The following is a 24,699-nucleotide window of genomic DNA, read 5'->3' on the forward strand; positions in this document are numbered from 1 at the left end:
CGGTTCGTGGCGGAACGGCGACGGAGCCGCTCGGTCAGCCCTTTCGGCGCGCCCTCAGCCGCAGTCGCATGGGATCGCGGCTGCGCAGGGTGATCTGGTGGACCGGACGGGGTTCGACCGTGGTCAGGGCCTCGACATCGGCGACGCGAAGGATGGCGGCAAGCGCGATCATGGCCTCCTGCAGGGCGAAGGCGGCGCCGATGCAGACACGGGGTCCGGCGCTGAAGGGGATGTAGGCGTAGCGGTCGATGGCCTTGCGGTTCTCGGGCAGGAAGCGCTCGGGCTTGAAGGCGTCTGGGTCGTCCCACAGCAGCTGGTGACGCTGGAGGATCCACGGTGAGATGATGACGGTGGCGCCGGCCTTGATCGTCTGTCCGCCGATCTCGTCGTCGGCCAAGGCCTTGCGGGCCATGGTCGGGGCGGGCGGAAACAGGCGCATCGTTTCCTCCAGCACGGCGCGGGTCCAAGGCAGGGCCTCGGCCCATTTCGGATCGGAGACGTCGAAGGCGTCGGCCTCGGTCTGGAGCCGGGCCAGATACTCCGGCTGGCGCGACAGCAGATGCAGGGTCCAGCCCAGGGCGCGGGCCGTGGTCTCGTGTCCCGCCAGGATGAAGGTCAGGATGTTGGCCGCGACCTCTTCGTCGCTCAGGCCCGGACCGCCGTGTTCGTCGCGGGCCAGCAGAAGCGCGCTGAGCAGGTCGTCTGGCGGCGCGTCGCCGCTCTCGATCTTGGCGCGGCGGGCCTCGACCAGCTTCGTCACGCGCTGCTCGAAGAAGCGGGCCGAGCGGAAGCTGGCCAGGCGGCCCAGGCGCGGGGCCCAGTCCGGCGCCCCCAGCACGTCCAGCGGATCGATGCGCGCGCCGTTGGCCAGAAACTGGTTCAGCGCCCGCTCGAACCCGCGCGCCTCGCCGCCCAGCTCGTCCGAGAACATGGTCGCCGACAGAATGTCGAAGGTCAGGCCCGACATTTCGCTGTCGATATCCAGCACCCGCCCGCGCGCCGACAGCGACCAGGCGGCCACACGCGCGTGACAGACCTCGGCCATCCTTGCGTTCAGGGTCGCCATCTTGGCGGGGGTGAACAGGGGCGCGAGGATACGCCGGGCGCGACGCCAGACCTCGCCCTCGGTCAGCAGGAGGCCTTCCGCCAGCATCGGCCCCAGCACACGCCGTTGCAGATCGCCCTTCACATAGTTGGCGGCGTTCTCGGTCAGGACGTGCCGCACGCCCTCGGGGTGGCTGACCACCAGGATTTCGCCGAAGGCCGAAGATCCATGCAGTTGCGGCTCGGTGAAATGCCGCTCGGACCACATCTGGATCGGATCGCGCCAGCTGATCCACAGGAAGGGCAGCAGCGACAGCGGCTTGCCCGCGCGCCGGGGCGGTATCGCAGGGCGGAAGGGTGTCGTTCCGTCGGCCATGCGCAACAGTTAGGCGCTGTGTGCAGCCTTCGAAAGACCTTTAGCGCACTATTGCGCGGTCGGCGCCCAGGCCTTCATCTCGGCGATCTCGCGCGTCTGGCTGTCGACGACGCTCTGGGCCATGCGGCGGATTTCCGGGTCGCGGCTGTCGCGCAGGGCGACCTTGGCCATGGCGACGGCGCCTTCGTGGTGGGCGATCATCTTGGCGACATAGGCCTGGTCGATCGTCTGACCCGAGGCGGCGGCCATCTTGCGGTGCATCTCGGCCTCGGAGGCGGCGAAGGCCCGATCTCCAGGGGTGACGCCGGGCGTGGGGCCGCCCACGTCGTGACCGGCATGGCCAGCGGCCTGCATTTGTTCGGTCGTACGCGCCGCTGCGGCCTGATGGGCGGCCGAGGCATCGCGCAGCGCCTGCTCCACCGGATCGCCGCCGCCGTCGCAGGCGCTCAGCAAGCCCAGCAGCGCGAGCGGCGCCAGGACGCGGATCATGCGGCGTCGCCCAGCCAACCCGGCATCCAGCCTTCGTGCCATTCGCGCAGGTGGGTGACGGGGATGCTGAACAGTTCGCCCTTGTCGCCCTTGGAGGCGAAGGCGGCGCCGCCCGCATGGCCGACGACCGAAGCATGCAGACCCGCCTCGCGCGCCTTGGCGATGATGGCGTCGGCGTCCGGCACGGCGACCAGGTAACGGGCCTGGTCCTCGGCGAACAGGAAGATGTGGGCGTGGGTTGCGCTGGAGGCGTCAAGCGTCACGCCGACGTCGGAGGCCAGCACCAGATCGGCGGCGGCGCCGATCAGACCGCCGTCGGACAGGTCGTGAACCACGGTCAATTCGCCGGCTTCAATCAGGTCGCGCACGAAATCGCCGGTCTTCTTTTCCAGCTTCAGATCGACGGGCGGCGGGGCACCGTCCTCGCGGCCCAGAACCTCGCGCAGATAGATGGAGGCGCCCAGTTCACCGTGAGTCTGGCCGATCAGGACCAGCGCATCGCCCTCGGCCATGGTCGAGAAGCCGGTCACCACATCGTAGTTGGGCAGCAGGCCCACGGCGCCCACGGTCGGGGTCGGCGGAATGGCGACGCCGTTGGTCTCGTTATAGAGCGACACGTTTCCGCTCACGACCGGGAACACCAGTTCGCGGCAGGCCTCGGCCATGCCGTCGATGGCGCGCACGATCTGGCCCATGATCTCGGGGCGCTGCGGATTGCCGAAGTTCAGGTTGTCGGTGATGGCGATCGGGCGCGAACCCACGGCGGTCAGGTTGCGCCAGGCCTCGGCCACCGCCTGTTTGCCGCCCTCATAGGGATCGTTCTGGACATAGCGGGGGGTGCAGTCCGAGGTGACGGCCAGACCCTTGTCCGTGCCGTGGACGCGCACCACGCCGGCGTCGGCGCCGGTGGAGGAGTCCTGCAGGGTGTCGGCCATGACGTGGCGGTCGTACTGTTCCCAGATCCAGCGTTTGGAGGCCATGTCGGGGCAGGCGACGACCTTCATCACCGCATCGGCCCAGTTTTCGGGCGCAGCGATGTCCGAGTGGTTCAGTTTCGGATGCAGCTCCGGCTGGACCCAGGGGCGGTCGTACAGGGGCGCGTCGTCGAAAAGCGGCGCCAGCGGCACGTCGCAGACGGTTTCGCCGTGATGCTTCAGCACCAGATGGCCCGTGTCGGTGGTCTTGCCGATGATGGCGAAGTCCAGGCCCCATTTCTGGAAGATGCGATAGCCGACGTCCTCATAGCCGGGCTTCAGCACCGCCAGCATCCGCTCCTGGCTTTCCGACAGCATCATCTCATAGGCCGTCATGCCGGTTTCGCGCTGGGGCACCTTGTCCAGGTTCAGTTCGATGCCGACGCCGCCCTTGCCCGCCATTTCGACGGAGGAGGAGGTCAGGCCCGCCGCCCCCATGTCCTGAATGGCGGCGACGGCGCCCGAGGCCATCAGCTCCAGCGTGGCCTCGATCAGCAGCTTTTCGGCGAAGGGGTCGCCGACCTGAACCGTGGGGCGTTTGGCCTCCGACTCGTCGTCGAACTCGGTCGAGGACATGGTGGCGCCGTGGATGCCGTCGCGGCCGGTCTTGGAGCCGAAATAGACCACGTCATGGCCCGCTTCCGGCGCGGCCGAGTAATAGATCTCGTCGGCGCGGGCCAGGCCGACGCACATGGCGTTGACCAGGATGTTGCCGTTGTAGCCCTTGTGGAAGTTGGTCTCGCCCGCGACCGTCGGCACGCCGACGCAGTTGCCATAGCCGCCGATGCCGGAGACCACGCCCTTGACCAGACGTTTGGTCTTCTCATGGCCGGGATCGCCGAAACGCAGGGCGTTCAGCAGGGCCACCGGGCGCGCGCCCATGGTGAAGACGTCGCGCATGATGCCGCCCACGCCCGTCGCCGCGCCCTGATAGGGTTCGATGTAGGAGGGGTGGTTGTGGCTCTCCATCTTGAAGATGCAGGCGTCGCCGTCGTCGATGTCGATCACCCCGGCGTTCTCACCCGGCCCGCAGATGACGCGCTCGCCGGTCGTGGGGAACTTGCCTAGGTGGATTTTGGACGACTTGTAGGAGCAGTGCTCGGACCACATGACCGAGAAGACGCCCAGTTCGACATGGTTCGGCTCGCGCCCCAGTCGATCGAGGACGACCTGATATTCATTAGGGGCCAGGCCGTATTCGGCGGCCAGTTCAGCCATCGACTTCTGGGGGGTCTTTTGCGGAGCGCTCATGGGCGGCGCTTCTAGCCGCAGATGGGCGGAATGTCAGCCCGCGCGGCGCAACATCGGGGAACATCGTCCATCGCAGGTGGTTGATCCCGGCGACAGCTAAAGGAGCCGCCATGACCGACACGCCCATCGACCCCGCCGCCACCCCCGAAGACGAAGACCTGCCAGAGATCGCCGCCGACGACGCCGGCGCCTCCGCCTTGGCCGAACGGGCTCAGAAACAGGCCGATGACGCCGAGGAGGACGAGGCGTGAGCAAGCCCCACACCGACCGCATCGTCCCGGCCTCGGGCCAGCAGATGGACCGTTCGAACGATCCTGAAACCACCGCAGAGATGGACACCGCAGCGCCTGAAGCCGCGCTTGCCAGCCGTCGTCAGCGCCTGACCGGCTCGGCCGTCGGGGTCGGCAGCGTCGGCTTCGATGAAACCGGCGCCTTCGACGTGGGCGCCGATGACCACGCGCCTCAGGACGACGCGGTCACCGACAAACCCTGAGGCTCAGCGAGCGCGTTCGACGCCGGGTCGCAGGCGGAAGGTCAGCAGCAGACCGCCGATCAGCAGCACGATCGCGCCGGCCAGAGCCGTGAAGGCGACGGTCGGCTTGTCCGCCTGTTCGGCGACGAAGGCGCCCAGAAGACCCCAGGCGGTCGGCAGCGGATAGGCGAGGGTGCGCAGCACCGCCGTCACCGCCAGGGCGACGACCGTGACGGCGACAATGGCGACGATGGCCCACAGATCGGGCGACAGGGCGGCGGGCAGGGCGTTGAACGCGGTCGCCGTCGTGATCAGGTTCAACGGCGCAGCCACCGTCAGCCAGCCCGCCAGGGCCGCCAGAGGCCAGACCAGCAGGATGCGCTCGCGATCGAACATCCGCAGCGCGCGGATATGACCGGATACGGCCAGCATCGGCAGCAGCAGCGCGATCAGCGAGGCGAAGATCACGCCCACGCTGGCGGCCTTAAGGTTCAGGGCTGCGACGATGATCCAGAACCCGATGCCGAAGAAGGCGACAGCGGAGGGCAGGCCCATTCGGCCCAGCAGCGGACTTTCACCCGTCTGCGGCAGGGCCTGACGGATCGCATAGGCCAGAATGCCGATATAGATCAGGCCCCAGATCGAGAAGGCGTAGCCCGCAACGCGCAGGGTGCTGTTGCCGTCGGCGGCGAACTCGGCCTGGTTCAGGCCCAGGCCCGCCAGGTTCTGAACCAGGGGCACGATGATGGCGAAGAGCGCGGCGGCCAGGACGACCAGACGACGGGTGCGTTGGCGGGGCGTGGGACGGATTATGGAGGACATTCGATTTCCAGTGCGACGCGTGTTCCCGCCTTTACGCCTCGCCACGCCAGAAGGTTCACCGCGAGCGGCAGAAAAGTGAAGCTTGCATTGGCCGCCGGCGGCTTCATCCTGCCCGGTATGAAGCTGAAAGCCTCCCTGCCGGCTCTGTTGATCGCGATCGTCGTGGTCGCGGGCCAGGCGTCCGCCCAGACGAGCGGAGCGCCTCTGCCGACCTCAATCCAGACTGCCTGGTCACGCGTTCGCGCGGCCCTGACGCCCCAGCAGCAGGCCAATGAGGTGCGGGGTTTCCTGTCGGCGCTCGCCAACGAGAACCGGCGGCCGACGACGCCGGCGCTGGATGCGCGCGATATCGCCTCAGGTCGCGCCGTGTCGCTGGACGATCCGGCCCTGCTGCAGCGCCCTCAGGCGCATGAGGTCACGGTGACGGTGGACGGTCAGTTCCTGATCTTCCGCCCGCTGTCGCGCGCCAGTCTGGAGCCGTTTTTCGGCCGTTAGGAACAATCGGCCCCACCGCGTGGTTGTCAGGGGCAATCCACACGCAGGAGCTCATCATGGCCGATACCGAAAACACCCAGCCCTCGCTCGAAGACGAAGTCGCCGCCAACCGCGCCATCGAACAGGGCCTCGGCGTCGGCGCCCGCGAACTGGCCGCCCAGCGCGAGCCGGGCGGCGTGATCACGCCGGACGAGGACGAAGGTTCTGAAGACGGCGTATCGACTGACGCTGACGAACTGGACGAAAGCCTGGCCGTTCAGGGCGTCGACGACGCCGACTGATCAGGCGGCGGCGTAGATGCTCTGGAACAGGGTCGCGCCGTCGGCGGAGCCGAGTTCAGCTTCGAAGGCGCGATCCGGGTGAGGCATCATGCCCAGGACGTTGCCGCGCGCGTTCTGGATGCCGGCGATATCGTTGACCGAGCCGTTGGGGTTGTCGACGTAGCGGAAGACCACCTGACCCTCGCCCTCGATCCGGGCCAGGGTTTCGGCGTCGGCGAAGAAGTTTCCGTCGCCGTTGCCCTGGGTCATCGTCACTTCGCGCTGGCCCTGATAGCCCGCGGTGAAGCGGGTCTGGCCGTTGGCGACGGTCAGGGCGATGGGCTTGCAGACGTATTTCAGTCCCTTGTTGCGCAGCAGGGCGCCGGGCAGCATTCCGGCTTCACACAGGATCTGGAAGCCGTTGCAGATGCCGACCACGGCGACGCCGTCGTCCGCGGCCTTCTTGACCGCCTGCATCACCGGCGACTGGGCCGCCATGGCGCCGCAACGCAGATAGTCGCCGTAGGAGAAGCCGCCGGGGATGACGATCAGGTCCAGGCCTTGGGGCAGTTCGGTCTCGGCGTGCCACACCATCGAGACCGGCTCGCCGGTGGAGCGTTCGACGGCGACCTTGCAGTCGCGATCACAGTTCGAACCGGGGAAGACGATGACGGCTGCGCTCATGGCGCGGGCCTTTAGCAGGGTTCTTTCTCCTTGTCAGGCCATCGCGCGCGCCCGACCGGTGAGCCAGGCGATCATGAAGATGACGAAGCCGCCCAGCGACAAGCCCATGCCGACCCAGCCGGTCGAGGCCCAGCCATAGCCGGCCGCGATCGCCATCCCGCCGAGCAGCGGGCCGATGGCGTTGGCCGTGTTGAACGCTGAGTGATTCAGCGCCGCCGCCAGGGTCTGGGCGTCGCCGGCGACGTCCATCAGTCGCGTCTGCAGGATCGAACCCAGGCCGCCCCCGCCGCCGATCAGGAAGACCACGACCATCACGGCCCACAGGTGAGGCGCCGCCAGGGGATACAGGGCCAGCGCCGCCGCGCTCCACAGCAACAGGCCGCCGGCCGCCTTGAACCCCAGATGATCCGCCGCCCAGGCCCCCAGGATATTGCCCAGGAACATGCCGACGCCGAACACGGCGAAGACCCAAGGCAGCACGCCGGGGCTGGCGCCCGTCACCGCTTCAAGCGTCGAGGCCAGATAGGCGTAGACCGCGAACATGCCGCCAAAGCCGATGGCGCCGACGCCCAGCGTCAGCCAGACCTGGCTGCGCTTCAGGGCGCCCAGCTCGCGCCAGGGACTGGCGTCGGGGTGGGCCGGATCGCGCGGTGCGAACAGGGCCACCAGCGCCATGGTCAGAACCGCCAGCATGCCGACGATGGCGAAGGTCCAGCGCCAGCCGTGGGCATGGCTGATGATGTTGACGACGGGCACGCCCAGCACGGTGCCGACCGTCAGCCCCATCAGGATGGTCGAGACCGCGCGGGTGCGGAAATGCAGCGGCACGATGGAGGCCGCGACCAGGGCCGCCACGCCGAAATAGGCCCCGTGCGGCAAGCCGCTGAGGAAGCGGAAGACCAGCATCCAGTGATAGGTCGGGGCCAGGGCGCTGGCCACATTGCCAATGGCGAACAGGACCATGAAGGCGATCAAAAGCAACCAGCGCGGATACCGTGCGCCCAGAACCGCCAGGATCGGCGCGCCGACCACGACGCCGGCGGCATAGGCGCTGATGACATGGCCGGCGGTCGGCGCATCGACACCGAGCCCCGCGGCGAAGTCCGGCAGGACGCTCATGGCGGCGAACTCGGTCACGCCTATCGCGAATCCGCCCATGGCGAGGGCGATCAGCACGAGGGCGACCGCCCCGCGCGAGCGGACGGGAAGGGCGGTGTCGAGGGCAGCGTCGGTCATGTTGCGCTGCAAACTAATCAGCGTTCATGACGCCACAAGGGCGACGCCGCCCGGCATCGATCACGCTTTGTTTTCGTAGGTCGCCGTAATCGACGCCTTGGCCAAGGTGTGGAAATGCAGATTGAAGCCGAACACGGCGCCGGAGTTGTCGGCCGTGACGTCCAGGCTTTCGACATCCACGGCGAAGACGGTGAAGATGTAGCGGTGCGGGCCATGGCCGGGCGGCGGGGCGGCGCCGCCGAAACCGGGCTGACCATAGTCGGTGCGGCCCTGGATGGCGCTATGGGGCAAATGCCCGCCCGGCGAGCCGGCGCCGGCCGGCAGCTCGGTCACATCCGCGGGAATATTGGCCACCGTCCAATGCCAGAAGCCCGAGCCGGTCGGCGCATCGGGATCATAGCAAGTGATCGCGTAGCTCTTGGTCCCTTCCGGCGCGCCGGACCACGAGAGCTGCGGCGAAGTGTTGCCCTTGGCGTGAACCTGGGCGTCCGGCAGCACGCCGCCGTCCTGGATATCGGTGGAGGTAAGGGTGAAGGTCATGGGCGCTCCGTCAATCAAACCGTCTGCTAAACTGGCGTCGATGCCGAAGGATGCAACCGTCTCCTTCCCGCAACATGGGAGAGGAGACAGCAGATTTTACGCCGCCTCGATGCGGTAGCTTTCGATCACCGTATTGGCGAGCAGTTGCTCGCACATCTTCTTGGCTTCGCCTTGCGGGTCTTCGGCGCCCGTGAGGTCGAATTCGATCAGCTTGCCGACGCGGGCGTTGGAGACGCCCGACCAGCCCAGACCCTGCAGCGCGCCCTCGACGGCCTTGCCCTGAACGTCCAGGACGCCAGGCTTGAGGAAGACGTGAACCTTTACCTTGCTTGAAGCGGTTGGGGCCATCAGTGCAGTCCTCCCTGAATCACCGTCGGCATGCCCTTCATGATGCCCAGGCGACGCGCGACTTCGGTATAGCTCTCGATGACATCGCCCAGGTCGCGGCGGAAGCGGTCCTTGTCCAGCTTTTCGCCGGTGGAGGCGTCCCACAGGCGGCAGCTGTCGGGGCTGATCTCGTCGGCCAGCAGCACGCGGCTGAAGTCGTTTTCCCACACCCGGCCGAACTCGATCTTGAAGTCCACCAGGGTGATGCCGACGGCGCTGAACAGGCCCGACAGATAGTCGTTCACCCGCACCGTCATCGCCAGCATGTCGTCCAGCTCCTGGGTCGAGGCCCAGTTGAAGGCGGTGATGTGCTCTTCGGTGACCATCGGGTCGTTGAGCTCATCCTTCTTGTAGTAGAATTCGATGATCGAGCGGGGCAGAGGCGTGCCTTCCTCGATGCCCAGGCGCTGGCTCATCGAGCCGGCGACGATGTTGCGGCACACGACTTCCAGCGGAATGATCTCGACTTCGCGGATCAGCTGCTCGCGCAGGTTCAGACGCTTGATGAAGTGGTTGGTCACGCCGATGCCGTTCAGGCGCGACATGATGAACTCGCTGATCTGGTTGTTCACCACGCCCTTGCCTTCGAGAACGGCCTTCTTCTGCGCGTTGAAGGCGGTAGCGTCGTCCTTGAAATACTGGATCAGGGTGCCGGGCTCGGGTCCTTCGTACAGGATCTTGGCCTTGCCTTCGTAGATCTTCTTGCGCTTGCTGTTCATGGTCCGGTCCCGGCTTACGGGCGCCCTCCAGAAACAAAAATCGCGCGGCCATATGTGGAGGGGGAAGACCCGGTCCTGGCGGCGCGTTTCGGAATCGTTCGGGCAGTCAATCTCGTTCGGGGTCTCCTTAGCCGAAGGCGGCCCGCGACACAAATGAGCATGGCCGGCGCCGCAATCATTGGGGACAGGATGTCCATGCGACGCAAGTCAGGTTGCGTTCACGGGCGGGCGGTCTATAGACGGCGCTTGCCCCGACGTTAGCGGGGTGGACGGAGCTTTGCTGAGCGAAATGACGACCTTCGACGATCGGGAAAAGGCCTTCGAGGCCAAGTTCGCCCTCGATCAGGAGCAGGAGTTCAAGGCCATCGCCCGGCGCAACCGGATGCTGGGCCTTTGGGCTGCGGAAAAGATGGGCCTGTCCAGCGAAAGCGGGGACCAGTACGCCGCCGCCGTGGTCCGCGCCGATTTCGAGCAGCCGGGAGACGAGGACGTGTTCCGCAAGGTCGCCGGCGACTTCAAGGCCTCGGGCCTTTCGGTGTCGGAGGGCGAGATTCGCTCCAAGATCGATGAACTGGCCTCGATCGCCCGCGAGCAGATTCGCGCCGGCGAGTAATCGCCTCGGTCTTGGACTGATCTGAGAATTCGAAAGGGCCGCACCCGGGGGAAAGTGCGGCCCTTTCTTCTTGCCGGGGACGTTGGGGGGATGTCTCACCCGGCGTACTGTGCGTCTCGCGCCCCTGAAGAACACAGGGGACAAGATTTGGTTTCAGGCGTCGCCGCCCGAAACCAAATATTTTTTACGGCATCAGAACCGTGTCTACGACGTGGACGACGCCGTTCGATTGGCCCACGTCGGCCTGGGTGATCGTGGACTTGCCGCCCTTGGCGTCTGTGATGACCCAGGTGTTGTTCGGGCCGGCCGAAACCTTCAGTTCCTCACCCTGAACCGTCTTCAGCGTGGCGGTTCCGCCGTTCGCCTGGGCCTGCGCAGCGATATCGGCGGCCGTCAGGCGACCGGGCACGACGTGATAGGTCAGAATCTTGGTCAGATCCGCCTTCATCGCCGGCTGCATCAGGCTGGTGCGGGTCGCCTCGGGGATTTTCGCGAAGGCGGCGTTGTCAGGGGCGAAGACCGTGAACGGACCGGGACCCTGCAGCGTCTCGACCAGGCCGGCGGCTTGAACGGCGGACACCAGGGTGCTGAGGTTCGAGGCCTTGGAGGCGTTGGCGACGATGGTCTCGTTGGAGCTCATGGCTGCGCCGCCCACCATCGGATCGGTCGCTGGAGCCATTGCGGCGCCCTCAGCCGGAGCCATGGCGGTCGACTCGGCCGGGGTCGTGGCGGCTGGTTCGTTGTTGTTGCAGGCGCCCAGCGCCATCAACGCGCCGCCGGACACGGCGACGAGCATCAGATTGCGAAGATTTGTCATTGTGTTTCGTTCCCTTTGGGCCGCTCTCAAGGCGGTAACAGGAACGTTACGCGTCAGACCGAACAATGGATGCGTGTCGCGCGACAAGTTATCGCAGCTTGACCATTTAGTCTTCGAACACAACCGTCTTTGTGCCGTGCAGCAAAACGCGGTCTTCCAAATGACGCCTGACCGCCCGCGCCAAGACGCGACGCTCGATATCTCTGCCTTTGCGGATCAAATCTTCGGGCGTATCCCGATGGCTGATCCGTTCCACGTCCTGTTCGATGATGGGCCCCTCGTCCAGGTCGGGCGTGACATAGTGGGCGGTGGCGCCGATCACCTTCACGCCGCGCGCATGGGCCTGATGGTACGGGCGGGCGCCCTTGAATCCCGGCAAGAACGAGTGGTGAATGTTGATGCAGCGCCCCTCCAGCTTGCGGCTGAGATCGTCTGACAGAATTTGCATATAGCGGGCGAGGACAACCAACTCGGTCCCCGTCTCCTCGATCAGGCGCAGCAGTTCGGCTTCCTGCGCCGGCTTGTCGGCGGCGCTGACCGGCAGGTGATGGAAGGGCAGGTCGCCCAGATCCACATGGCCGATCATTTGGCGCGGGTGGTTCGATACGACCGCCGTCACCTGCATCGGCAGTTCGTCGATGCGCCAGCGGTAAAGCAGGTCCGCCAGACAGTGATCGAATCGGGACGTCAGGATCATCACCTTGCGCAGAGACGGTCCTCGAAGAGTCCAGTCCATGGCGAAACGCTCTGCTAACGGCGCGAAAGCGCTGCGGATCGCAGTCTCGGCGTCGCCGTCCGCCGGTTCGAAAACGACGCGCATGAAGAAGGTGGCGCTGGAGGCGTCGCCGAACTGCTGAGCGTCGGAGATATTGGCGTCCCGCTGCAACAGGAAGGCGGAGACGGCCGCGACGATGCCGTGGCGGTCGGGGCAGGACAGGGTCAGGAACATCAGGCGGCGGGCTTATCCGGGAAAAACTTCCTCAGTATGGCCCAGGTTTCGGCCTTTGCCGACAAGGATATGGCGTGGGCCGGGCTGGAGGACGGCAGGTCGACCAGAATGATATCGCCCGTGTCGCCAATAATGCGTCGCCCCAGCTTGGCTGCCAGCTTTCCATTGAAAGCGACCGCCCTTAGCGCCGGCAAGCCACCGATCAGTCCGCGCAAATCGGCCGCCTCCGGTGAGCGGATCGCCGCATCTAGGCTGCCCGACCGCTCCGCCGAAGCAATCACGTCCCATAGACCGACGCCGCGCGCCTTCAATCGGTCGAGACGCTGCTCGTAGGGCAGGACCGCAAGGTCTTCGCCCAACACGCCGCCGATCAGCGGCCAGAAGGCGTTGCGCGGATGGGCGTAGTACTGGGCCGCCTTCAGCGAGGCGTCGCCGGGCAGGCTGCCCAGGATCAACAATCGGGTTTCCGCATCGACGATGGGTGCGAACCCCAGCCGGCGATCGCCCGTATGGCCCGTCACTTGACCGGCGGGTCGTCGCGCAGCCAGCCGGTGATCGAGCGGCGCTTGCTGCCTGCGTAGGCGGCGACCGGCGCGACGGAGTGCTGGCGGGGCGTCTTGAACACCGTCCAGACGTTGAAACCCGGCTTGAAGCCGCGCTCGATATCGCCGTTTGCGTCGTGAAACAGCAACTGGCCGCCCCAGTCCGGCCGCCAATCGCGCGACAGACCCAGCGTATAGGCTGCCCGCCGCTCGCCGACGCCTGTGTCGTCGTGCTGGGTCAGGAAGTCGCCTGGCCGGAACCAGGTGGCTTGCGCGTCGATCTTGGTCACGCTCGCTTCGCCGGTCACGGCTTTGGCGAATGTGGTGAAGGGCGTGTCGTTGAAAAACTGCACCAGAGCGTGCGTCGCATGGCCTTCGTCCTTGCCGGTCAGCAAGGTCGTGATGATCGGATAAGCCAGATAGATGAAAGAGAAGCCGTCGCGACCCTCTGCCAAGGCCTGCTGCATCTGGGCGCCGATGGCATCGCGGCCCATGGCCTGCATGTCTTGCGGCGACAGCAGCTTGCCGCCCTCCGGCGTCTTCAAGGAAAGATGCCAAGCCGTGTCGTGTTCGAGCGCAAGCTCCAGCCATTCGGCGCTCGCCTCATCCAGCAGATCGGGCACCTGCACCATCCCATCGCGCGCGTAGGTCGCCGCATAGTCGCGGGGATCGAGCCGGGGATTGAGCCGGATTGTCTTGTTCAACGCGCGTTGACCGTGATTGTCACGACCATCGTCCTGCCGACTGAAGATGCGGATGGAGCCGATTGTGTTTGGGCGATACAGCGCAGAGTTTCCAGATCGCGCACGCTCATATGACGGTCGTCAGTCAAGTCGCAGCCGCCCAACTGCCTGCCCCCACTCACCACGCATCGCATGTCTGTCTTGATCGAGCGCGAACCCTTGTGACGCCGCAGGCAGACTTCAGCCCGGGCGTCATCAGACAGCAGAGCGGTAGGTGCATAGACCGACCAGCCGATGTAGCTGATCTCAGGCGTGTTGGCCTGAATGAACAGAGCGAGCAGCGCGGCGATCATGCCTCATTGAACACCCGCTTGAACACCACGTCCACGTTCTTGGTGTGGTAGCCGAGGTCGAACAGGGCCTCGAGCTGGTCGGCGGGGAGGGTGACGCGGGCGTCGGCCTTCAGGAAATCCAGGAAGGCGCCCTCGCCGCGCCAGACCTTCATGGCGTTTTCCTGCACGGCGGCATAGGCGTCTTCGCGCGACACGCCGGCCTGGGTAAGGGCCAGCATCACCCGCTGCGAGTGCACCAGACCGCCCAGGCGGTCGATGTTCTTCTGCATGTTCTCTGGGTAGACGTTCAGCCGCTCGACCACATTGGCCAGCCGGTGCAGAGCGAAGTCCAGGTGGATGGTGGCGTCCGGGCCGATGCCGCGCTCGACCGAGGAGTGGCTGATGTCGCGCTCATGCCACAGGGCGACGTTCTCCATCGCGGGCGTCACGGCCGAACGGACCAGACGGGCCAGGCCGGTCAGGTTCTCGGTCAGGATCGGGTTGCGCTTGTGCGGCATGGCCGACGAGCCCTTCTGACCCTTGTCGAAGAACTCCTCGGCTTCGAGGACTTCGGTGCGTTGCAGGTGGCGGATCTCGACGGCGAGACGTTCGACCGAACTGGCGACGACGCCCAGGGCGGCGAAGAAGGCGGCGTGACGGTCGCGCGGGATGACTTGGGTCGAGACCGGCTCGACGGTCAGGCCCATCTGGTCGGCGACATACTGTTCGACGGCCGGGTCGACATTGGCGAAGGTGCCGACGGCGCCCGAGATGGCGCACGTGGCGATTTCTTCCTTGGCGGTGATCAGGCGGCGTTTGGCGCGCTGGAACTCGGCGTGATAGCCGGCCAGCTTCAGGCCGAAGGTGACGGGCTCGGCGTGGATGCCGTGCGAACGGCCCACGGTCGGGGTGTATTTATGCTCCTTGGCGCGGGTCTCCAGCGCGGCCAGAACCCGGTCGACACCCTCGATCAGCAGGTCCGACGAGCGCGCCAACTGGACCGCGAAACAGGTGTCCAGCACGTCCGACGAAGTCATGCCCTGGTGCAGGAAGCGCGCTTCCTCGCCGACGATCTCGGCGACGTGCGTCAGGAAGGCGATGACGTCGTGTTTGGTGGTGCGCTCGATCTCGTCGATGCGGTCGGCGTCGAAGGTCGCATCCTTGCCCTTGGCCCAGATGGCGTCGGCCGATTCCTTGGGGATCACGCCCAGCTCGGCCATCTTCGTGGCGGCGTGGGCCTCGATCTCGAACCAGATCTTGTACTTGGTTTCCTGGGACCAGATGGCGGCGGCGACGGGGCGGGAGTAGCGCGTGATCATGGGCGGGTCGTGTCGGTCGTGGGGGGCGCGGAGTCAAGGTTTGCGGGACGGCGCGGTTGACTTTGCCGGCCGTTGTCCCAGATTCAGCGCGCTTTCAGGAGGACGACCTCCCCCACATGGGGCCAACGCCGGGACGACCCGACGCCATGCAGGGAGAATGTCATGGCCTGGGTATTCCTTCTTTTCGCCGGCCTGCTCGAAGTCGTTTGGGCGTTTCTGATGAAGGCGTCGGCCGGCTTCACGCGACCGTGGCCGACCGTGGGCATGATCATCTTCATGATCGGCTCTTTCGGTCTGCTGTCGCTGGCGATGAAGACCCTGCCGCTGGGCACGGCCTACGCCATCTGGACCGGCATCGGCGCAGTCGGCGCCTTTGTGGTGGGCGCGGTCTTTCTGGGCGAGCCGCTGACACCGCTCAAGATCGCGGGCGTCGCCCTGGTCGCATCGGGCCTGGTTGTGCTGAAGCTGGCGGCGAGCCATTGATGGCGGCGACAGGAGACGCGTGATGGAACTGGTGATCGGCGACAAGGCCTATTCGACGTGGTCGCTGCGGCCGTGGCTGGTGCTGAAACATTGCGACGCGGACTTCGACGAGATCGTCGTGCCGCTGAACCAGCCCGACACCGATCAGCGCATCCGTGAGCATTCGCCCTCCGGTCTCGTCCCGGTGCTGAAGGTCGAGGGCGAGGTGATCTGGGATTCGATGGCCATCGCTGTCTGGGCGGCCGAACGCTATCCCGAAGCGCGCCTCTGGCCGTCAGACGCCCATGCGCGCTGGCTGGCGCGTTCGGCGGCGTGCGAGATGCATGGCGGCTTCACCGCCTTGCGCACGGCGTGTTCGACCGGCCCGGATCACTGGATGGTCGGCCCCAGCCGGGCGCCCGCTCCGGACCATCCGGGCTTGGCCAAGGATTTGCGCCGCATCGTGGAACTGTGGCGGAGCCTGCGTGACCGGTTCGGGGCGGGCGGCCCCTATCTGTTCGGCGACTGGTCTGTGCCGGACGCCTTCTTCACGCCGGTCGCCGCCCGCATCCGCCATTTCCAGCTGGACCTCTCAGCGCACGGAGACGACGGCACGGCCCGGGCCTATGCCGAGACCTTGCTGGCTCATCCGCATTTTCTTGAGTGGGAAGCGGACGCGCTGGGCTTAACGCACGACAACCATCCCGGCTGACGCCGCGTTAAGCGGACGCTGTTATCTCGATGGGGATGACGCGCCCGATCCTGCCCAGCCCTCCGACCCAAGCCGCTGCGCGCGGCCTCAATCCGGTCATGGCCTATGGGCTGGCCGCCCTGGTCGGGGCGGCGTTTTGGGCCAGCCTGCTGTTCGCGGTTTTCTGAGAGTTCAGCGCGCGCCGGCGATGGGCGTCGTCTCGGCGATCAGGACCGGCTCGGCCTGCGGGGGCGGGGCGACGTAATCCAGCGCCATCGGCACGGCGCGCGCGCCCGACGCGACGGCGTCCAGGGTCTTCAGCGGGCCGCCGAACAGCCGCTGATAGATCCAGTAGCTGGCCATGACCTTTTCGACGTAGTCGCGCGCCTGGGGCACGTCGATCGTCTCGATCAGCAGCAGGGGATCGGCGTCCGCGCCCAGTTTCCTGACGGCCGCCAGCATCGGCCCGGGACCGGCGTTGTAGGAGGCCACGGCCCGCAGCAGATCGCCCTGGAAGGCCGGCAGGGCCAGCATCTTGTTGATGTAGGCCTGGCCCAGACGCATGTTGACCGCCGGAACCAGCAGCTTGGTCGGGTCCGAGACGAAGGTGCGATCGCCGGTCATCTCGGCCGCCGTCGTCGGCATGACCTGCATCAGCCCATAGGCGCCGACGCTGGAACGGGCATTGGGATTGAAGTCGGTTTCCTTGCGCGCCAGGGCGTAGACCAGCGCCCGCTCGATGACGAAGCCGCCTTCGGGCGCTAGGTCCGGGATGGGATAGCGCGTCGCGTCGATGCGCGTGGCGTCGCCGTTGTTGACCGGCAGGATGGCGCGCGCCAGGGCCGTCCACATCTTGGCCGCATCGCCGACGGCGGTGCGCAGGCCGGACCGCAGTTCCGTCTCGGCGTCGGCGTTGCGCCCGACTTCATAGAAGGCGACGGTGCGTTTGGCGCGGGCGTCGGCCTGAACGAAGGCTTCCAGGGCGGTCGGTTCGACGGCGGCGCTCTGGGGCACATAGGCGGCGCGGCGCAGGCGGGGCTCGGCCTCGTAGGGGCGGGGCCCCATGTTCTCGATCGTCGGCTCTTCTCCGAGCTGACGCAGGGCGATCTGGCCATAGAAGGTGGCCGGCCACTGGGCCGACAGGCGCAAATAGTCGGTGACGCGATCCTGGCGCCCCGACTGGGCGGCGGCGCGCGCGGTCCAGAAGGCGGCGCCGGCGCGGACCCAGGCGTCCTCGGTCGGATCGTTGGCGACGCGTTCGAAGGCGGTGAAGGATTCGTGGAACTGGCCCAGACGCCATTCCGCCAAACCGACCGTCCACCAGTCGCCGATCTGGCGCCCCAGGGCCGAGGCGCCGGTCAGGTCGTCGTTGTTGTAGGCGACGCGCGCCGCCTTGGCCGGATCGGTGACGCCGCCGTCGCCGGACACGGCGCTGACCAGACTATTCCAGGTGCGGCCCAGCACGCCGCCGGGACGCACCGGCTCGGGCGCGCCGTCGGGGCGACGACGCAGCGCCAGCGTGTAGACCCGGTCCGCGCACGGCAGATCCGAATAGGTCTCAAGCCAGGCCGTCAGCTCTTCGTAGGTGGCGACATGATCGGGATGGAACAGGCTTTCGAACTCGACCTGACCCAGCAGCACGCGGTCCTGCGCCTGCCGAGCCGCCATGCGGGCCGTCTCGATGTCGCCGCGTCGCAGGGCGTCGAAGGCGGTGGTGTAGGAGATTCTGTCGGCCGAGCTCAGCGCGGTGGGACGTCCGGAACCGGCTCCGGCCTCGGCGGTTGACCCGTAGGGCGTCTCGGCGGTTGCGGCCGTCGTGGCGGCGCAGAACGCAAGGACGATCGTCGACGCGAGGATCGCGCGGCGGAACAGAAACATAAGCGGCGGCCCCCTCGTTGGCGACGCGCGTAAGGTACAGGCGCGTGTATGGCGATCGGTCGTCAGCATGCGAACATGCCGCGATTAGCCTTGTTCTTCAACCGAGTCCGTTTCAAGGCGAACGGCCAGCGAAAGCAGGTCGCTCCACACCTGTCGTTTCGCTTGTGGCTGACGCAGCAGAAAGGCGGGATGCAGGGTCGGCATGACGGGCGCCGACACCGCCCCTTCCAGTAGGCGCCATTCCTTCCAGTGGCCGCGGAGTTTCATGATGCCTTCCTCGGCGCCGAGCACAGACTTGGCTGAGGCTGCGCCCAGCAGCAGCACGGCCTTGGGCTTCAGCAGGGCGAAGGCGCGCTCGACGAAGGGCGCGCACACCGCCAGTTCCTGCGGGCTGGGGGTGCGGTTGCCGGGCGGGCGCCAGAAGACGGTGTTGGTGATGAAGACCTTGTCGGTCAGGCCGGCCGCCGCCAGCATCCGGTCCAGCAGCTGCCCGGCCTTGCCGACGAAGGGCTGGCCCGCCCGATCCTCGTCCCCGCCGGGCCCTTCGCCGATAATCAGGACCGAGGCGTTGGGGTTGCCGCGTCCGAACACCGATTGCGTCGCGCCCATGCCGCGCAGCGGACAGCCCTCGAACGCCGCGACCGCGGCCGCCAGATCCTGAAGCGTCGCGGCGCCGGCGGCCAGCCGCCGCGCCTCGGCCAGGGCGTCATCGGCGTTGACGCCGGCCAGGGACATGACGACCGAGGCCGTCGCCCTCTGCACCGCCTTGACGGCCGGCGGCGGGGCGATGTGGGTGTGATCGACGGGCGCATCGCCATAGCAGGCATCGACCCCCGCATCCCGCCAGAAGGCGAGCAGGCTTTCGGCTGCAGCGATGTCATGGGGTTGCGCGTTCATGTCTCGAACCACCGATAAGCCTTGACCGCCCTCGCGTCACCTTCCGATAAGCGGCATAACCACACAGATAACCGGGATTCAGGGGAAACCATGGCCGAAGACGCCATCGAAGGCGGCGCGGAAAACGCCCGTCAGGACGCCATCATCGACAATCTGCCGCCGCTCGAGGCGCTGAACGGCGTCGAGCGCGAGATCATGGAGTATGACGTCGTGATCGTCGGCGGCGGCCCGGCCGGCCTGTCGGCGGCCATCCGCCTGAAGCAGCGCGCCGAAAAGGACGGCAAGGAAATCACCGTCGCCGTTCTGGAAAAGGCGGCCGAGGTCGGCGGTCATATCCTGTCGGGCGCCGTGATCGATCCCAAGGCGCTGAACGAACTGTTCCCCGACTGGAAGGAACGCGGCGCGCCGCTGGAGACGCCGGTCACGAAGGACAAGTTCCTGCTTCTGGGTCCGCAGGGGTCGGCGTCGCTGCCGATGCCGCTGATGCCGCCCTTCATGCACAATCACGGCTGCTACATCGCCTCGCTGGGCAACGTCACGCGCTGGCTGGGCGAGCAGGCCGAGGCGCTGGGCGTCGAGGTCTATCCCGGCATGGCCGCCAGCCACGTCGTCTGGGAAGAACAGACGGGTCAGGTAAAGGGCGTCGTCGCCGGCGTCTTCGGCATCGACCGCGAGGGCAAGCCGACCGGCGACTTCCAGCCCGGCATCGAACTGCACGGCAAGTACGTCTTCATCGCCGAGGGCGTGCGCGGCTCCCTGGCCAAAACCATCATCGCCAGGCACAAGCTTCAGGACGGTAAGTCGCCCCAGAAATACGGGATCGGCCTGAAAGAGCTGTGGCAGGTGCCGGCCGACAAGCACCAGCCCGGCCTGGCCCAGCACACCACCGGCTGGCCGCTGGACGACAAGACGGGCGGCGGCAGCTTCCTGTATCACTTCGGCGATCGCTACGTGGCTGTCGGCTATGTGGTTCACCTGAACTACAAGAACCCGTTCCTGTCGCCGTTCGACGAGTTCCAGCGCTTCAAGCACCATCCTGAGATCGCCCAGCACCTGGAGGGCGGAACGCGCATCTCCTACGGCGCGCGCGCCATCACCGAGGGCGGCCTGCAGTCGATTCCGAAGCTGAGCTTCCCCGGCGGCGTGCTGATCGGCTGTTCGGCCGGCTTCGTGAACGTGCCCCGCATCAAGGGCAGCCATAATGCGATGAAGACCGGCATGCTGGCCGCCGACGCCGCCTATGAGGCCGTTCAGGCCGGGCGCGCGGGCGACGAACTGGTCGAATACCAGGCCGCCTTCGAAAAGAGCTGGGTCTATAAGGAGCTGTCGGTCGTCCGCAACGCCAAGCCCCTGCTGTCCAAGTTCGGCACGACGCTGGGCGGGGCGCTGGGCATGTTCGACATGTGGTGCCGCACCCTGTTGGGCGGCCTGTCGCCGATCCCGACGCTAAAGCACGAAAAGACCGACGCCGCCTCGACCGGCTTGGCCGCCGACCACAAGGCGATCGCCTATCCCAAGCCGGACGGCAAGCTGTCGTTCGACAAGCTGTCGTCGGTGTTCATCTCCAACACCAACCATGCCGAGGACCAGCCCGCCCACCTGAAGCTGGTGGATCCATCGATCCCGATCCGGGTCAACCTGCCCAAATACGGCGAGCCGGCGAGGCTGTACTGCCCGGCGGGCGTGTACGAGGTCGTCTATGGCGACGAGGCGGCCAAGGCCGATCCGCGCTTCGTCATCAACGCCCAGAACTGCGTCCACTGCAAAACCTGCGACATCAAGGATCCGTCGCAGAACATCGTCTGGACCACGCCCGAAGGCGGCGGCGGTCCCAACTATCCGAACATGTGACGGAACGGGGCAGGGGCGGCGTTCCGCCCTTGCCCGCCGCCGCAAAAGCGTGAAGGGTTCGGGCATGATCGCCTTCCGTTCTCGCCTGTTCGCCGCCTCCCTGACCGTCCTCGCCGTGGCGCTTGCCGGCCATGCCTCGGCTCAGGAAACGACCCCGCCCGCCCCGACGCCGGACACCCATCCGCCGGCCGTGATCCTGGAGCCGGGCCAGACGGCGCCGGGCCAGACTGCACCGGCTCAGGCGCCGACCGAGGCCGCGCCCGATCCTCGCATCATCATCACCGATACGCCCGCGACGTTGTCGATCCCGGCCGTCTGGGCGCCGATCCCGACGAACGCCGAGGGCCGCAGCGCCTATGGTCTGTATCTGGCGGGCAAGCTGGCCCTGATGCAGGGCGAGGGGGCGACCGGCTCGGACTATCTGGCCCAGGCGGAACGGCTGACGCCGGAACAGCCGCGCGTGCGCGAACAGGCCTTCACCTCCGCCCTGCTGACCGGCGATCTGGACGTGGCGGCCGCCTTGGCCCCGACCGATACGACCGCGTCTCCGGCGTTCGTAGAGGGCGGACGGCTGGTGCGTCTGGTGCAGGATTTCGTGCGCGGCGACGCCAGGACGCCGAACGCCGAACTGGCCCGCCAGCCCATCGGCGCCCCGCACACCCGCGCCGGTCTTCTGGTCGCGCCGTGGATCGCGGCTGCGGCAGGCGACTGGACCCGGGCGCTTCAGCCAGTCCCGACTGCCGGCGATCCCCTGACTCTGGCCTTCGCCCGCATCAATCGCGCCGCCCTGCTGGAGAAGCGCCGCGACTATGCCGAGGCCGAGGTCGAGCTGAAGGCCGCTTCCGAAGTCGCCGGCGTCGGCGCCCTGTTTAAACGCCCCTATGGCGAGTTTCTGGAACGGCGCGGACGCCGCGACGACGCCGTCGCCCTGTATGAAGCCGCCATGACGGTGCAACCCGTCGATCCGGGCGTTGCCCACGCGTTGCAGCGGCTGAAGGACGGCGGCCGCCCGCCTGCCTTGCCCGACTTCCGCGAAGGCGCCGCCCAAGGCCTGATCACCGCCGCCGCCCAGGCCTCGGCCGAGCGCGGCAACGAGTTCGCCGCCGTCTATCTGCGCCTCGCCCAGAACCTGCATGACGATGACGACACGGAATATCAGCTGGCCCAGGTGCTCTCGCGCGCTGGTCTGAAGTCCGCCGCCCGGAACGCCCTGTCGCGGGTCGGGACCGCCGATCCAAAACTCTATGCCGCCGCGCGCGCCCAGTTGGCCGTGGCGCTGGAAGAAGACGGCCAGTCGCAGGAGGCGCTCACCGAGCTACGCCGCGCTGCGGCCGCCAGCCCCGACGATCGGCAGATCGCCTTGGTCCTGGCGGGTCAGCTGATGCAGTTGAAACAGCATGACGAGGCGCTTGCGCTGCTGGACGGGCCGCTTCTGAACACCGCCGATCAGGGCGCCAGGGTCCACTTCCTGCGCGGCGCCGCCTATGAGGCGCTGGGTCGTGTTCCCGAGGCCGAGGCCGAACTGTGGGCCGCGCTTCAGACCGCACCGAACGACGCCGATATGCTGAACTACCTCGGCTATCTCTGGGTCGATAAGGGGCTGCGGGTTCAGGAAGGCGCCGAGATGATCGCCCGCGCCCATGCGCTGGAGCCCGACAACGGCAACATCCAGGATTCGCTGGGCTGGGCGCAGTTCAAACAGGGCCAGTACGAGACCGCCGTCAACACGCTGGAAGAGGCTGTCGACAAGGAGCCGTCCAACGCCGAAATCAACGATCACCTCGGCGACGCCTACTGGAAGGTCGGCCGTCAACGCGAAGCCGTCTGGCTGTGGAACCGCGTCCTGGTGCTGGAGCCTGAACCCCAACGTCGGGCCGAGGTCGAACGCAAGATCGCCAACGGGCTGGACGGCGCGCCGAGCGATCAGGGCGTCGCGCAATAGGTTATGCCTGCCCTGACCGCCCTGGCGCCGGCCAAGATCAATCTGTTCCTACACGTCGGCGCGGTGGACGCTGACGGCTATCATCCGCTGTCCAGCCTGGTCGCCTTCGCCGATGTCGGGGATCGCGTGTCGGTCGAGCCGGCGGATCGCTTGTTGTTGACTATCACAGGTCCTTTCGGCGCTGGACTGGGGGCGACGGACGACAATCTGATCTTGCGCGGGCTGCGTCAGCTGGGCGAGGCCTGCGGCATCGGAGAGCCGAAACTGAAGGTCACGCTGGACAAGCGCCTGCCCATCGCGGCGGGGCTGGGCGGCGGATCGTCCGATGCGGGCGCGGCGCTGAAGCTGGCGCGCGACGTCCTGGCGCTCGATCTCGACGACGCCGCGCTTGAGGCGGTCGCGGGCGTTGTCGGCGCGGACGGGCCGATGTGCCTGCGGATGCGCACGGCCTGGGCCGAGGGAAGGGGAGACGTGCTGACCGACGAACCCCGCCTGCCGCCGCTGCCGGCCGTGCTGTTCAATCCCGGCGTCCCCTCGCCGACCGGCGCCGTCTACCGGGCCTACGACGCAGGGCCGGTGCAGGCCGCCGACAGACCCACGCCACCCCAGGACTGGTCCATCGCCGCCGTCATCGACTGGCTGTCGGCCCAGCGCAACGATCTCGAGGCGCCTGCGTTGGCCCTGACGCCGGCGATCGGCGCAGCCCTCTCGGCGGTGGCGGCGACCGACCAGATCGCCCTGACGCGAATGTCCGGCTCAGGCGCGACGGTGTTCGGTTTGTATCCCAGCGACGACGCGGCCCAATCCGCTGCGCGCGCTCTGTCCGCCGCACATCCCGAGGCTTGGGTGAAAGCAACACAGCTGTCCGTACAGCAACGCTGAAGCTTTGTGGCCGAATACCGGCGATCAGACTGCGAAACCGGCGATTTCGCCCAGGTCTCGCCCAGATCATCACAAACGTTACGCATTGTTTCGAAATCTCGGAACCCGATCACGACGTTCTGATTTGAGTCGGCAGTTCCGATGTCTGGAACGGGTCGCCGTCTCCCCCCTGGCGATCCTCAAACAGGAAAAAGGAAATCGCCATGCTTCGTGCAAAACTGCTTGCCGCCACCGCCGTCGTCAGCCTGATGGCCGCCCCCGCGTTCGCCCAGGACATGACCGCCCCGGCGACCACGACGACGCCCGCCCCGGCGACCATGCCGCAGACCGATCCGGCCACGCCGGCCATGCCACAGACGCCGGCGCCGACGGCTGAAGCCGCTGCCACCACGACTGCAGAGGCGACCACGCCCGTCGCCGGCGAAACCGTCGTCGACAAACTGAAGGCCAGCGGTCAGTTCACCACCTTGCTGGCCGCGCTGGACGCCGCCCAGTTGACCGACACCCTGGCCAGCCGCCCGGCCATCTCGATCTTCGCCCCGACCGACGCCGCCTTCGCCGCCGTGCCCGAGGCCGAGCGTGCGCGTCTGATGGACCCGGCCAACGCCGCCGAACTGCGCCAGCTGCTGCTGTATCATGTCATCGTCGCCGACGTGACGCCCGACCAGATCATGGGCAAGAAGGGCGGCGTGGAGACGGCCGCCGAGAGCCAGGTTCTGCTGGACGGCACGGGTTCGGCCATCAAGGCTGATGGCGCGACCGTCGTCAGCGCCGAGTTGGACGCCTCGAACGGCGCTATCTTCCCGATCGACAAGGTCCTGAACCCGGCGAACTCCATGGCCGCCATGGGCGATGAAGAGGCCGCCGGGCCCGCCGAAGCCGCTGCGCCGGCCGAGGCTGCTCCGGCTGCTGAAACGACTCCGGCTCCGACGGCGCCGAACGGCCAGCCTGCCGCGATGACGACGACCACGTCCTCGTCGCCGGTCGTCAACCCGACCGATGGCCAGGTCGACACCCCCGCCACCCCGCCGGTCGATGCGGCTGATCCCGCCGCCCACGGCGCGGCCGAAGCCAAGCCGACCCCGAACTGAT

Annotated in this window: 29 protein-coding genes; 12 read left to right on the forward strand and 17 right to left on the reverse strand. The window is 67.1% G+C overall.

The features are described from left to right. Window positions 1-34: 34 nt before the first annotated feature. The 3 genes from VH88_RS02630 to purL are packed head-to-tail and all read right to left on the reverse strand — an operon-like array spanning window position 35 to window position 4,134. Window positions 35-1,420, reverse strand: coding sequence for a cytochrome P450 (locus VH88_RS02630; RefSeq protein WP_045809852.1), 1,386 nt, complete (start codon window positions 1,418-1,420; stop codon window positions 35-37). Window positions 1,421-1,468: 48 nt separating this feature from the next. Continuing rightward, window positions 1,469-1,909, reverse strand: a complete 441-nt coding sequence (locus tag VH88_RS02635; RefSeq protein ID WP_052689462.1) for a DUF305 domain-containing protein — start codon at window positions 1,907-1,909, stop codon at window positions 1,469-1,471. Further along, window positions 1,906-4,134, reverse strand: a complete 2,229-nt coding sequence (gene purL, locus VH88_RS02640) for a phosphoribosylformylglycinamidine synthase subunit PurL (RefSeq protein ID WP_045809853.1) — start codon at window positions 4,132-4,134, stop codon at window positions 1,906-1,908. Before purL ends, VH88_RS02635 begins: the two co-directional genes overlap by 4 nt. Before the next feature lie 110 nt (window positions 4,135-4,244). On the opposite strand from purL, the gene VH88_RS15900 reads away from it, so the two are divergent. Beyond that, entirely contained in the window at window positions 4,245-4,385 is a 141-nt protein-coding gene (locus VH88_RS15900; protein ID WP_156146729.1) for a hypothetical protein, read from the forward strand. Next, the gene (locus VH88_RS02645) at window positions 4,382-4,627 is read left to right on the forward strand and encodes a hypothetical protein (RefSeq protein WP_045809854.1); all 246 of its coding nucleotides are present in this window, start codon (window positions 4,382-4,384) and stop codon (window positions 4,625-4,627) included. The genes VH88_RS15900 and VH88_RS02645 overlap by 4 nt, the downstream gene beginning before the upstream one ends. A gap of 3 nt (window positions 4,628-4,630) precedes the next feature. Here the strand turns inward: VH88_RS02645 and VH88_RS02650 are convergent, their stop codons facing one another. Then, on the reverse strand, window positions 4,631-5,428 hold the full coding sequence (locus tag VH88_RS02650; RefSeq protein ID WP_045809855.1) for a hypothetical protein: 798 nt from the start codon (window positions 5,426-5,428) through the stop codon (window positions 4,631-4,633). Window positions 5,429-5,503: 75 nt separating this feature from the next. Here VH88_RS02650 and VH88_RS02655 point away from each other — a divergent pair, with 75 nt between their 5' ends. After that, window positions 5,504-5,923 (forward strand): hypothetical protein, encoded by a 420-nt coding sequence (locus VH88_RS02655; RefSeq protein ID WP_231576561.1) that lies wholly within the window; start codon window positions 5,504-5,506, stop codon window positions 5,921-5,923. Window positions 5,924-5,979: 56 nt separating this feature from the next. Beyond that, a complete protein-coding gene (locus VH88_RS02660) occupies window positions 5,980-6,204 on the forward strand; it encodes a hypothetical protein (protein WP_045809857.1) in 225 nt (74 codons plus the stop codon). Here VH88_RS02660 and purQ read toward each other — a convergent pair whose 3' ends face one another. From purQ to purC, 5 genes are all read right to left on the reverse strand, one after another. After that, the gene (purQ, locus tag VH88_RS02665; RefSeq protein WP_017504766.1) at window positions 6,205-6,867 is read right to left on the reverse strand and encodes a phosphoribosylformylglycinamidine synthase subunit PurQ; all 663 of its coding nucleotides are present in this window, start codon (window positions 6,865-6,867) and stop codon (window positions 6,205-6,207) included. Between the two features lie 33 nt (window positions 6,868-6,900). Next, a complete protein-coding gene (locus VH88_RS02670) occupies window positions 6,901-8,103 on the reverse strand; it encodes an MFS transporter (protein ID WP_045809904.1) in 1,203 nt (400 codons plus the stop codon). A 60-nt stretch (window positions 8,104-8,163) separates the two neighbouring features. Further along, window positions 8,164-8,643, reverse strand: coding sequence for a YbhB/YbcL family Raf kinase inhibitor-like protein (locus VH88_RS02675; protein WP_045809858.1), 480 nt, complete (start codon window positions 8,641-8,643; stop codon window positions 8,164-8,166). Between the two features lie 96 nt (window positions 8,644-8,739). Beyond that, the gene (gene purS, locus VH88_RS02680) at window positions 8,740-8,991 is read right to left on the reverse strand and encodes a phosphoribosylformylglycinamidine synthase subunit PurS (RefSeq protein WP_045809859.1); all 252 of its coding nucleotides are present in this window, start codon (window positions 8,989-8,991) and stop codon (window positions 8,740-8,742) included. Next, window positions 8,991-9,749 carry a phosphoribosylaminoimidazolesuccinocarboxamide synthase gene (gene purC / locus VH88_RS02685; protein ID WP_045809860.1) on the reverse strand — a complete coding sequence of 253 codons (759 nt, stop codon included), beginning with the start codon at window positions 9,747-9,749 and terminating at the stop codon, window positions 8,991-8,993. Before purC ends, purS begins: the two co-directional genes overlap by 1 nt. Window positions 9,750-10,038: 289 nt before the next feature. On the opposite strand from purC, the gene VH88_RS02690 reads away from it, so the two are divergent. Continuing rightward, window positions 10,039-10,362: a DUF1476 domain-containing protein gene (locus VH88_RS02690; RefSeq protein ID WP_045809905.1), complete on the forward strand. Its 324-nt coding sequence runs from the start codon at window positions 10,039-10,041 to the stop codon at window positions 10,360-10,362. Between the two features lie 184 nt (window positions 10,363-10,546). Here the strand turns inward: VH88_RS02690 and VH88_RS02695 are convergent, their stop codons facing one another. The 6 genes from VH88_RS02695 to purB form a co-directional block, all read right to left on the reverse strand. Continuing rightward, a complete protein-coding gene (locus VH88_RS02695; RefSeq protein WP_045809861.1) occupies window positions 10,547-11,179 on the reverse strand; it encodes a fasciclin domain-containing protein in 633 nt (210 codons plus the stop codon). Between the two features lie 106 nt (window positions 11,180-11,285). Continuing rightward, entirely contained in the window at window positions 11,286-12,128 is an 843-nt protein-coding gene (gene purU, locus VH88_RS02700) for a formyltetrahydrofolate deformylase (protein ID WP_045809862.1), read from the reverse strand. Further along, on the reverse strand, window positions 12,128-12,649 hold the full coding sequence (locus tag VH88_RS02705) for a DNA-deoxyinosine glycosylase (protein WP_197070969.1): 522 nt from the start codon (window positions 12,647-12,649) through the stop codon (window positions 12,128-12,130). The genes purU and VH88_RS02705 overlap by 1 nt, the downstream gene beginning before the upstream one ends. After that, complete coding sequence (locus VH88_RS02710; protein ID WP_045809863.1) at window positions 12,646-13,374, reverse strand: 2OG-Fe(II) oxygenase family protein; 729 nt, start codon at window positions 13,372-13,374, stop codon at window positions 12,646-12,648. Before VH88_RS02710 ends, VH88_RS02705 begins: the two co-directional genes overlap by 4 nt. Beyond that, the gene (locus tag VH88_RS02715) at window positions 13,371-13,706 is read right to left on the reverse strand and encodes a hypothetical protein (RefSeq protein ID WP_045809864.1); all 336 of its coding nucleotides are present in this window, start codon (window positions 13,704-13,706) and stop codon (window positions 13,371-13,373) included. The genes VH88_RS02710 and VH88_RS02715 overlap by 4 nt, the downstream gene beginning before the upstream one ends. Continuing rightward, the gene (gene purB / locus VH88_RS02720; protein WP_045809865.1) at window positions 13,703-15,004 is read right to left on the reverse strand and encodes an adenylosuccinate lyase; all 1,302 of its coding nucleotides are present in this window, start codon (window positions 15,002-15,004) and stop codon (window positions 13,703-13,705) included. The genes VH88_RS02715 and purB overlap by 4 nt, the downstream gene beginning before the upstream one ends. Before the next feature lie 162 nt (window positions 15,005-15,166). On the opposite strand from purB, the gene VH88_RS02725 reads away from it, so the two are divergent. The 3 genes from VH88_RS02725 to VH88_RS16560 are packed head-to-tail and all read left to right on the forward strand — an operon-like array spanning window position 15,167 to window position 16,345. Further along, entirely contained in the window at window positions 15,167-15,487 is a 321-nt protein-coding gene (locus VH88_RS02725) for a multidrug efflux SMR transporter (protein ID WP_045809866.1), read from the forward strand. A gap of 22 nt (window positions 15,488-15,509) precedes the next feature. After that, entirely contained in the window at window positions 15,510-16,178 is a 669-nt protein-coding gene (locus VH88_RS02730; RefSeq protein WP_045809867.1) for a glutathione S-transferase family protein, read from the forward strand. 35 nt (window positions 16,179-16,213) lie between these two features. Beyond that, window positions 16,214-16,345, forward strand: a complete 132-nt coding sequence (locus VH88_RS16560; RefSeq protein WP_255360385.1) for a hypothetical protein — start codon at window positions 16,214-16,216, stop codon at window positions 16,343-16,345. A gap of 4 nt (window positions 16,346-16,349) precedes the next feature. On the opposite strand, the gene VH88_RS02735 is transcribed toward VH88_RS16560, so the two are convergent. After that, on the reverse strand, window positions 16,350-18,035 hold the full coding sequence (locus VH88_RS02735; protein ID WP_045809868.1) for a lytic transglycosylase domain-containing protein: 1,686 nt from the start codon (window positions 18,033-18,035) through the stop codon (window positions 16,350-16,352). 84 nt (window positions 18,036-18,119) lie between these two features. After that, window positions 18,120-18,932, reverse strand: a complete 813-nt coding sequence (locus VH88_RS02740) for a uracil-DNA glycosylase family protein (protein ID WP_045809869.1) — start codon at window positions 18,930-18,932, stop codon at window positions 18,120-18,122. A 195-nt stretch (window positions 18,933-19,127) separates the two neighbouring features. Here VH88_RS02740 and VH88_RS02745 point away from each other — a divergent pair, with 195 nt between their 5' ends. From VH88_RS02745 to VH88_RS02760, 4 genes are all read left to right on the forward strand, one after another. Beyond that, window positions 19,128-20,783, forward strand: a complete 1,656-nt coding sequence (locus VH88_RS02745; RefSeq protein ID WP_156146732.1) for an electron transfer flavoprotein-ubiquinone oxidoreductase — start codon at window positions 19,128-19,130, stop codon at window positions 20,781-20,783. A gap of 64 nt (window positions 20,784-20,847) precedes the next feature. Then, complete coding sequence (locus VH88_RS02750; protein WP_052689463.1) at window positions 20,848-22,725, forward strand: tetratricopeptide repeat protein; 1,878 nt, start codon at window positions 20,848-20,850, stop codon at window positions 22,723-22,725. A gap of 3 nt (window positions 22,726-22,728) precedes the next feature. Next, entirely contained in the window at window positions 22,729-23,607 is an 879-nt protein-coding gene (locus tag VH88_RS02755; RefSeq protein WP_045809871.1) for a 4-(cytidine 5'-diphospho)-2-C-methyl-D-erythritol kinase, read from the forward strand. Window positions 23,608-23,810: 203 nt separating this feature from the next. Then, window positions 23,811-24,698: a fasciclin domain-containing protein gene (locus VH88_RS02760; RefSeq protein ID WP_052689464.1), complete on the forward strand. Its 888-nt coding sequence runs from the start codon at window positions 23,811-23,813 to the stop codon at window positions 24,696-24,698. The last annotated feature ends 1 nt before the right edge of the window (window position 24,699 follow it).

Origin of the sequence: Brevundimonas sp. KM4 (genome assembly GCF_000964075.1) — a bacterium.
Classification (GTDB): domain Bacteria; phylum Pseudomonadota; class Alphaproteobacteria; order Caulobacterales; family Caulobacteraceae; genus Brevundimonas; species Brevundimonas huaxiensis.

Coding starts and splice junctions, on each gene's coding strand:
- purU (WP_045809862.1), bottom strand. CDS start 12,128: ATGTTCCTGACCCTGTCCTGCCCCGACCGCCACGGCATCGTCGCGGCC.
- VH88_RS02735 (WP_045809868.1), bottom strand. CDS start 18,035: ATGTTTCTGTTCCGCCGCGCGATCCTCGCGTCGACGATCGTCCTTGCG.
- VH88_RS02690 (WP_045809905.1), top strand. CDS start 10,039: ATGACGACCTTCGACGATCGGGAAAAGGCCTTCGAGGCCAAGTTCGCC.
- VH88_RS02695 (WP_045809861.1), bottom strand. CDS start 11,179: ATGACAAATCTTCGCAATCTGATGCTCGTCGCCGTGTCCGGCGGCGCG.
- VH88_RS02630 (WP_045809852.1), bottom strand. CDS start 1,420: ATGGCCGACGGAACGACACCCTTCCGCCCTGCGATACCGCCCCGGCGC.
- VH88_RS02750 (WP_052689463.1), top strand. CDS start 20,848: ATGATCGCCTTCCGTTCTCGCCTGTTCGCCGCCTCCCTGACCGTCCTC.
- VH88_RS02740 (WP_045809869.1), bottom strand. CDS start 18,932: ATGAACGCGCAACCCCATGACATCGCTGCAGCCGAAAGCCTGCTCGCC.
- VH88_RS02660 (WP_045809857.1), top strand. CDS start 5,980: ATGGCCGATACCGAAAACACCCAGCCCTCGCTCGAAGACGAAGTCGCC.
- VH88_RS02725 (WP_045809866.1), top strand. CDS start 15,167: ATGGCCTGGGTATTCCTTCTTTTCGCCGGCCTGCTCGAAGTCGTTTGG.
- purS (WP_045809859.1), bottom strand. CDS start 8,991: ATGGCCCCAACCGCTTCAAGCAAGGTAAAGGTTCACGTCTTCCTCAAG.
- VH88_RS02745 (WP_156146732.1), top strand. CDS start 19,128: ATGGAGTATGACGTCGTGATCGTCGGCGGCGGCCCGGCCGGCCTGTCG.
- VH88_RS02715 (WP_045809864.1), bottom strand. CDS start 13,706: ATGATCGCCGCGCTGCTCGCTCTGTTCATTCAGGCCAACACGCCTGAG.
- VH88_RS02670 (WP_045809904.1), bottom strand. CDS start 8,103: ATGACCGACGCTGCCCTCGACACCGCCCTTCCCGTCCGCTCGCGCGGG.
- VH88_RS02760 (WP_052689464.1), top strand. CDS start 23,811: ATGCTTCGTGCAAAACTGCTTGCCGCCACCGCCGTCGTCAGCCTGATG.
- VH88_RS02675 (WP_045809858.1), bottom strand. CDS start 8,643: ATGACCTTCACCCTTACCTCCACCGATATCCAGGACGGCGGCGTGCTG.
- VH88_RS02755 (WP_045809871.1), top strand. CDS start 22,729: ATGCCTGCCCTGACCGCCCTGGCGCCGGCCAAGATCAATCTGTTCCTA.
- VH88_RS02650 (WP_045809855.1), bottom strand. CDS start 5,428: ATGTCCTCCATAATCCGTCCCACGCCCCGCCAACGCACCCGTCGTCTG.
- purC (WP_045809860.1), bottom strand. CDS start 9,749: ATGAACAGCAAGCGCAAGAAGATCTACGAAGGCAAGGCCAAGATCCTG.
- VH88_RS02730 (WP_045809867.1), top strand. CDS start 15,510: ATGGAACTGGTGATCGGCGACAAGGCCTATTCGACGTGGTCGCTGCGG.
- purB (WP_045809865.1), bottom strand. CDS start 15,004: ATGATCACGCGCTACTCCCGCCCCGTCGCCGCCGCCATCTGGTCCCAG.
- purQ (WP_017504766.1), bottom strand. CDS start 6,867: ATGAGCGCAGCCGTCATCGTCTTCCCCGGTTCGAACTGTGATCGCGAC.
- VH88_RS15900 (WP_156146729.1), top strand. CDS start 4,245: ATGACCGACACGCCCATCGACCCCGCCGCCACCCCCGAAGACGAAGAC.
- purL (WP_045809853.1), bottom strand. CDS start 4,134: ATGAGCGCTCCGCAAAAGACCCCCCAGAAGTCGATGGCTGAACTGGCC.
- VH88_RS02635 (WP_052689462.1), bottom strand. CDS start 1,909: ATGATCCGCGTCCTGGCGCCGCTCGCGCTGCTGGGCTTGCTGAGCGCC.
- VH88_RS16560 (WP_255360385.1), top strand. CDS start 16,214: ATGACGCGCCCGATCCTGCCCAGCCCTCCGACCCAAGCCGCTGCGCGC.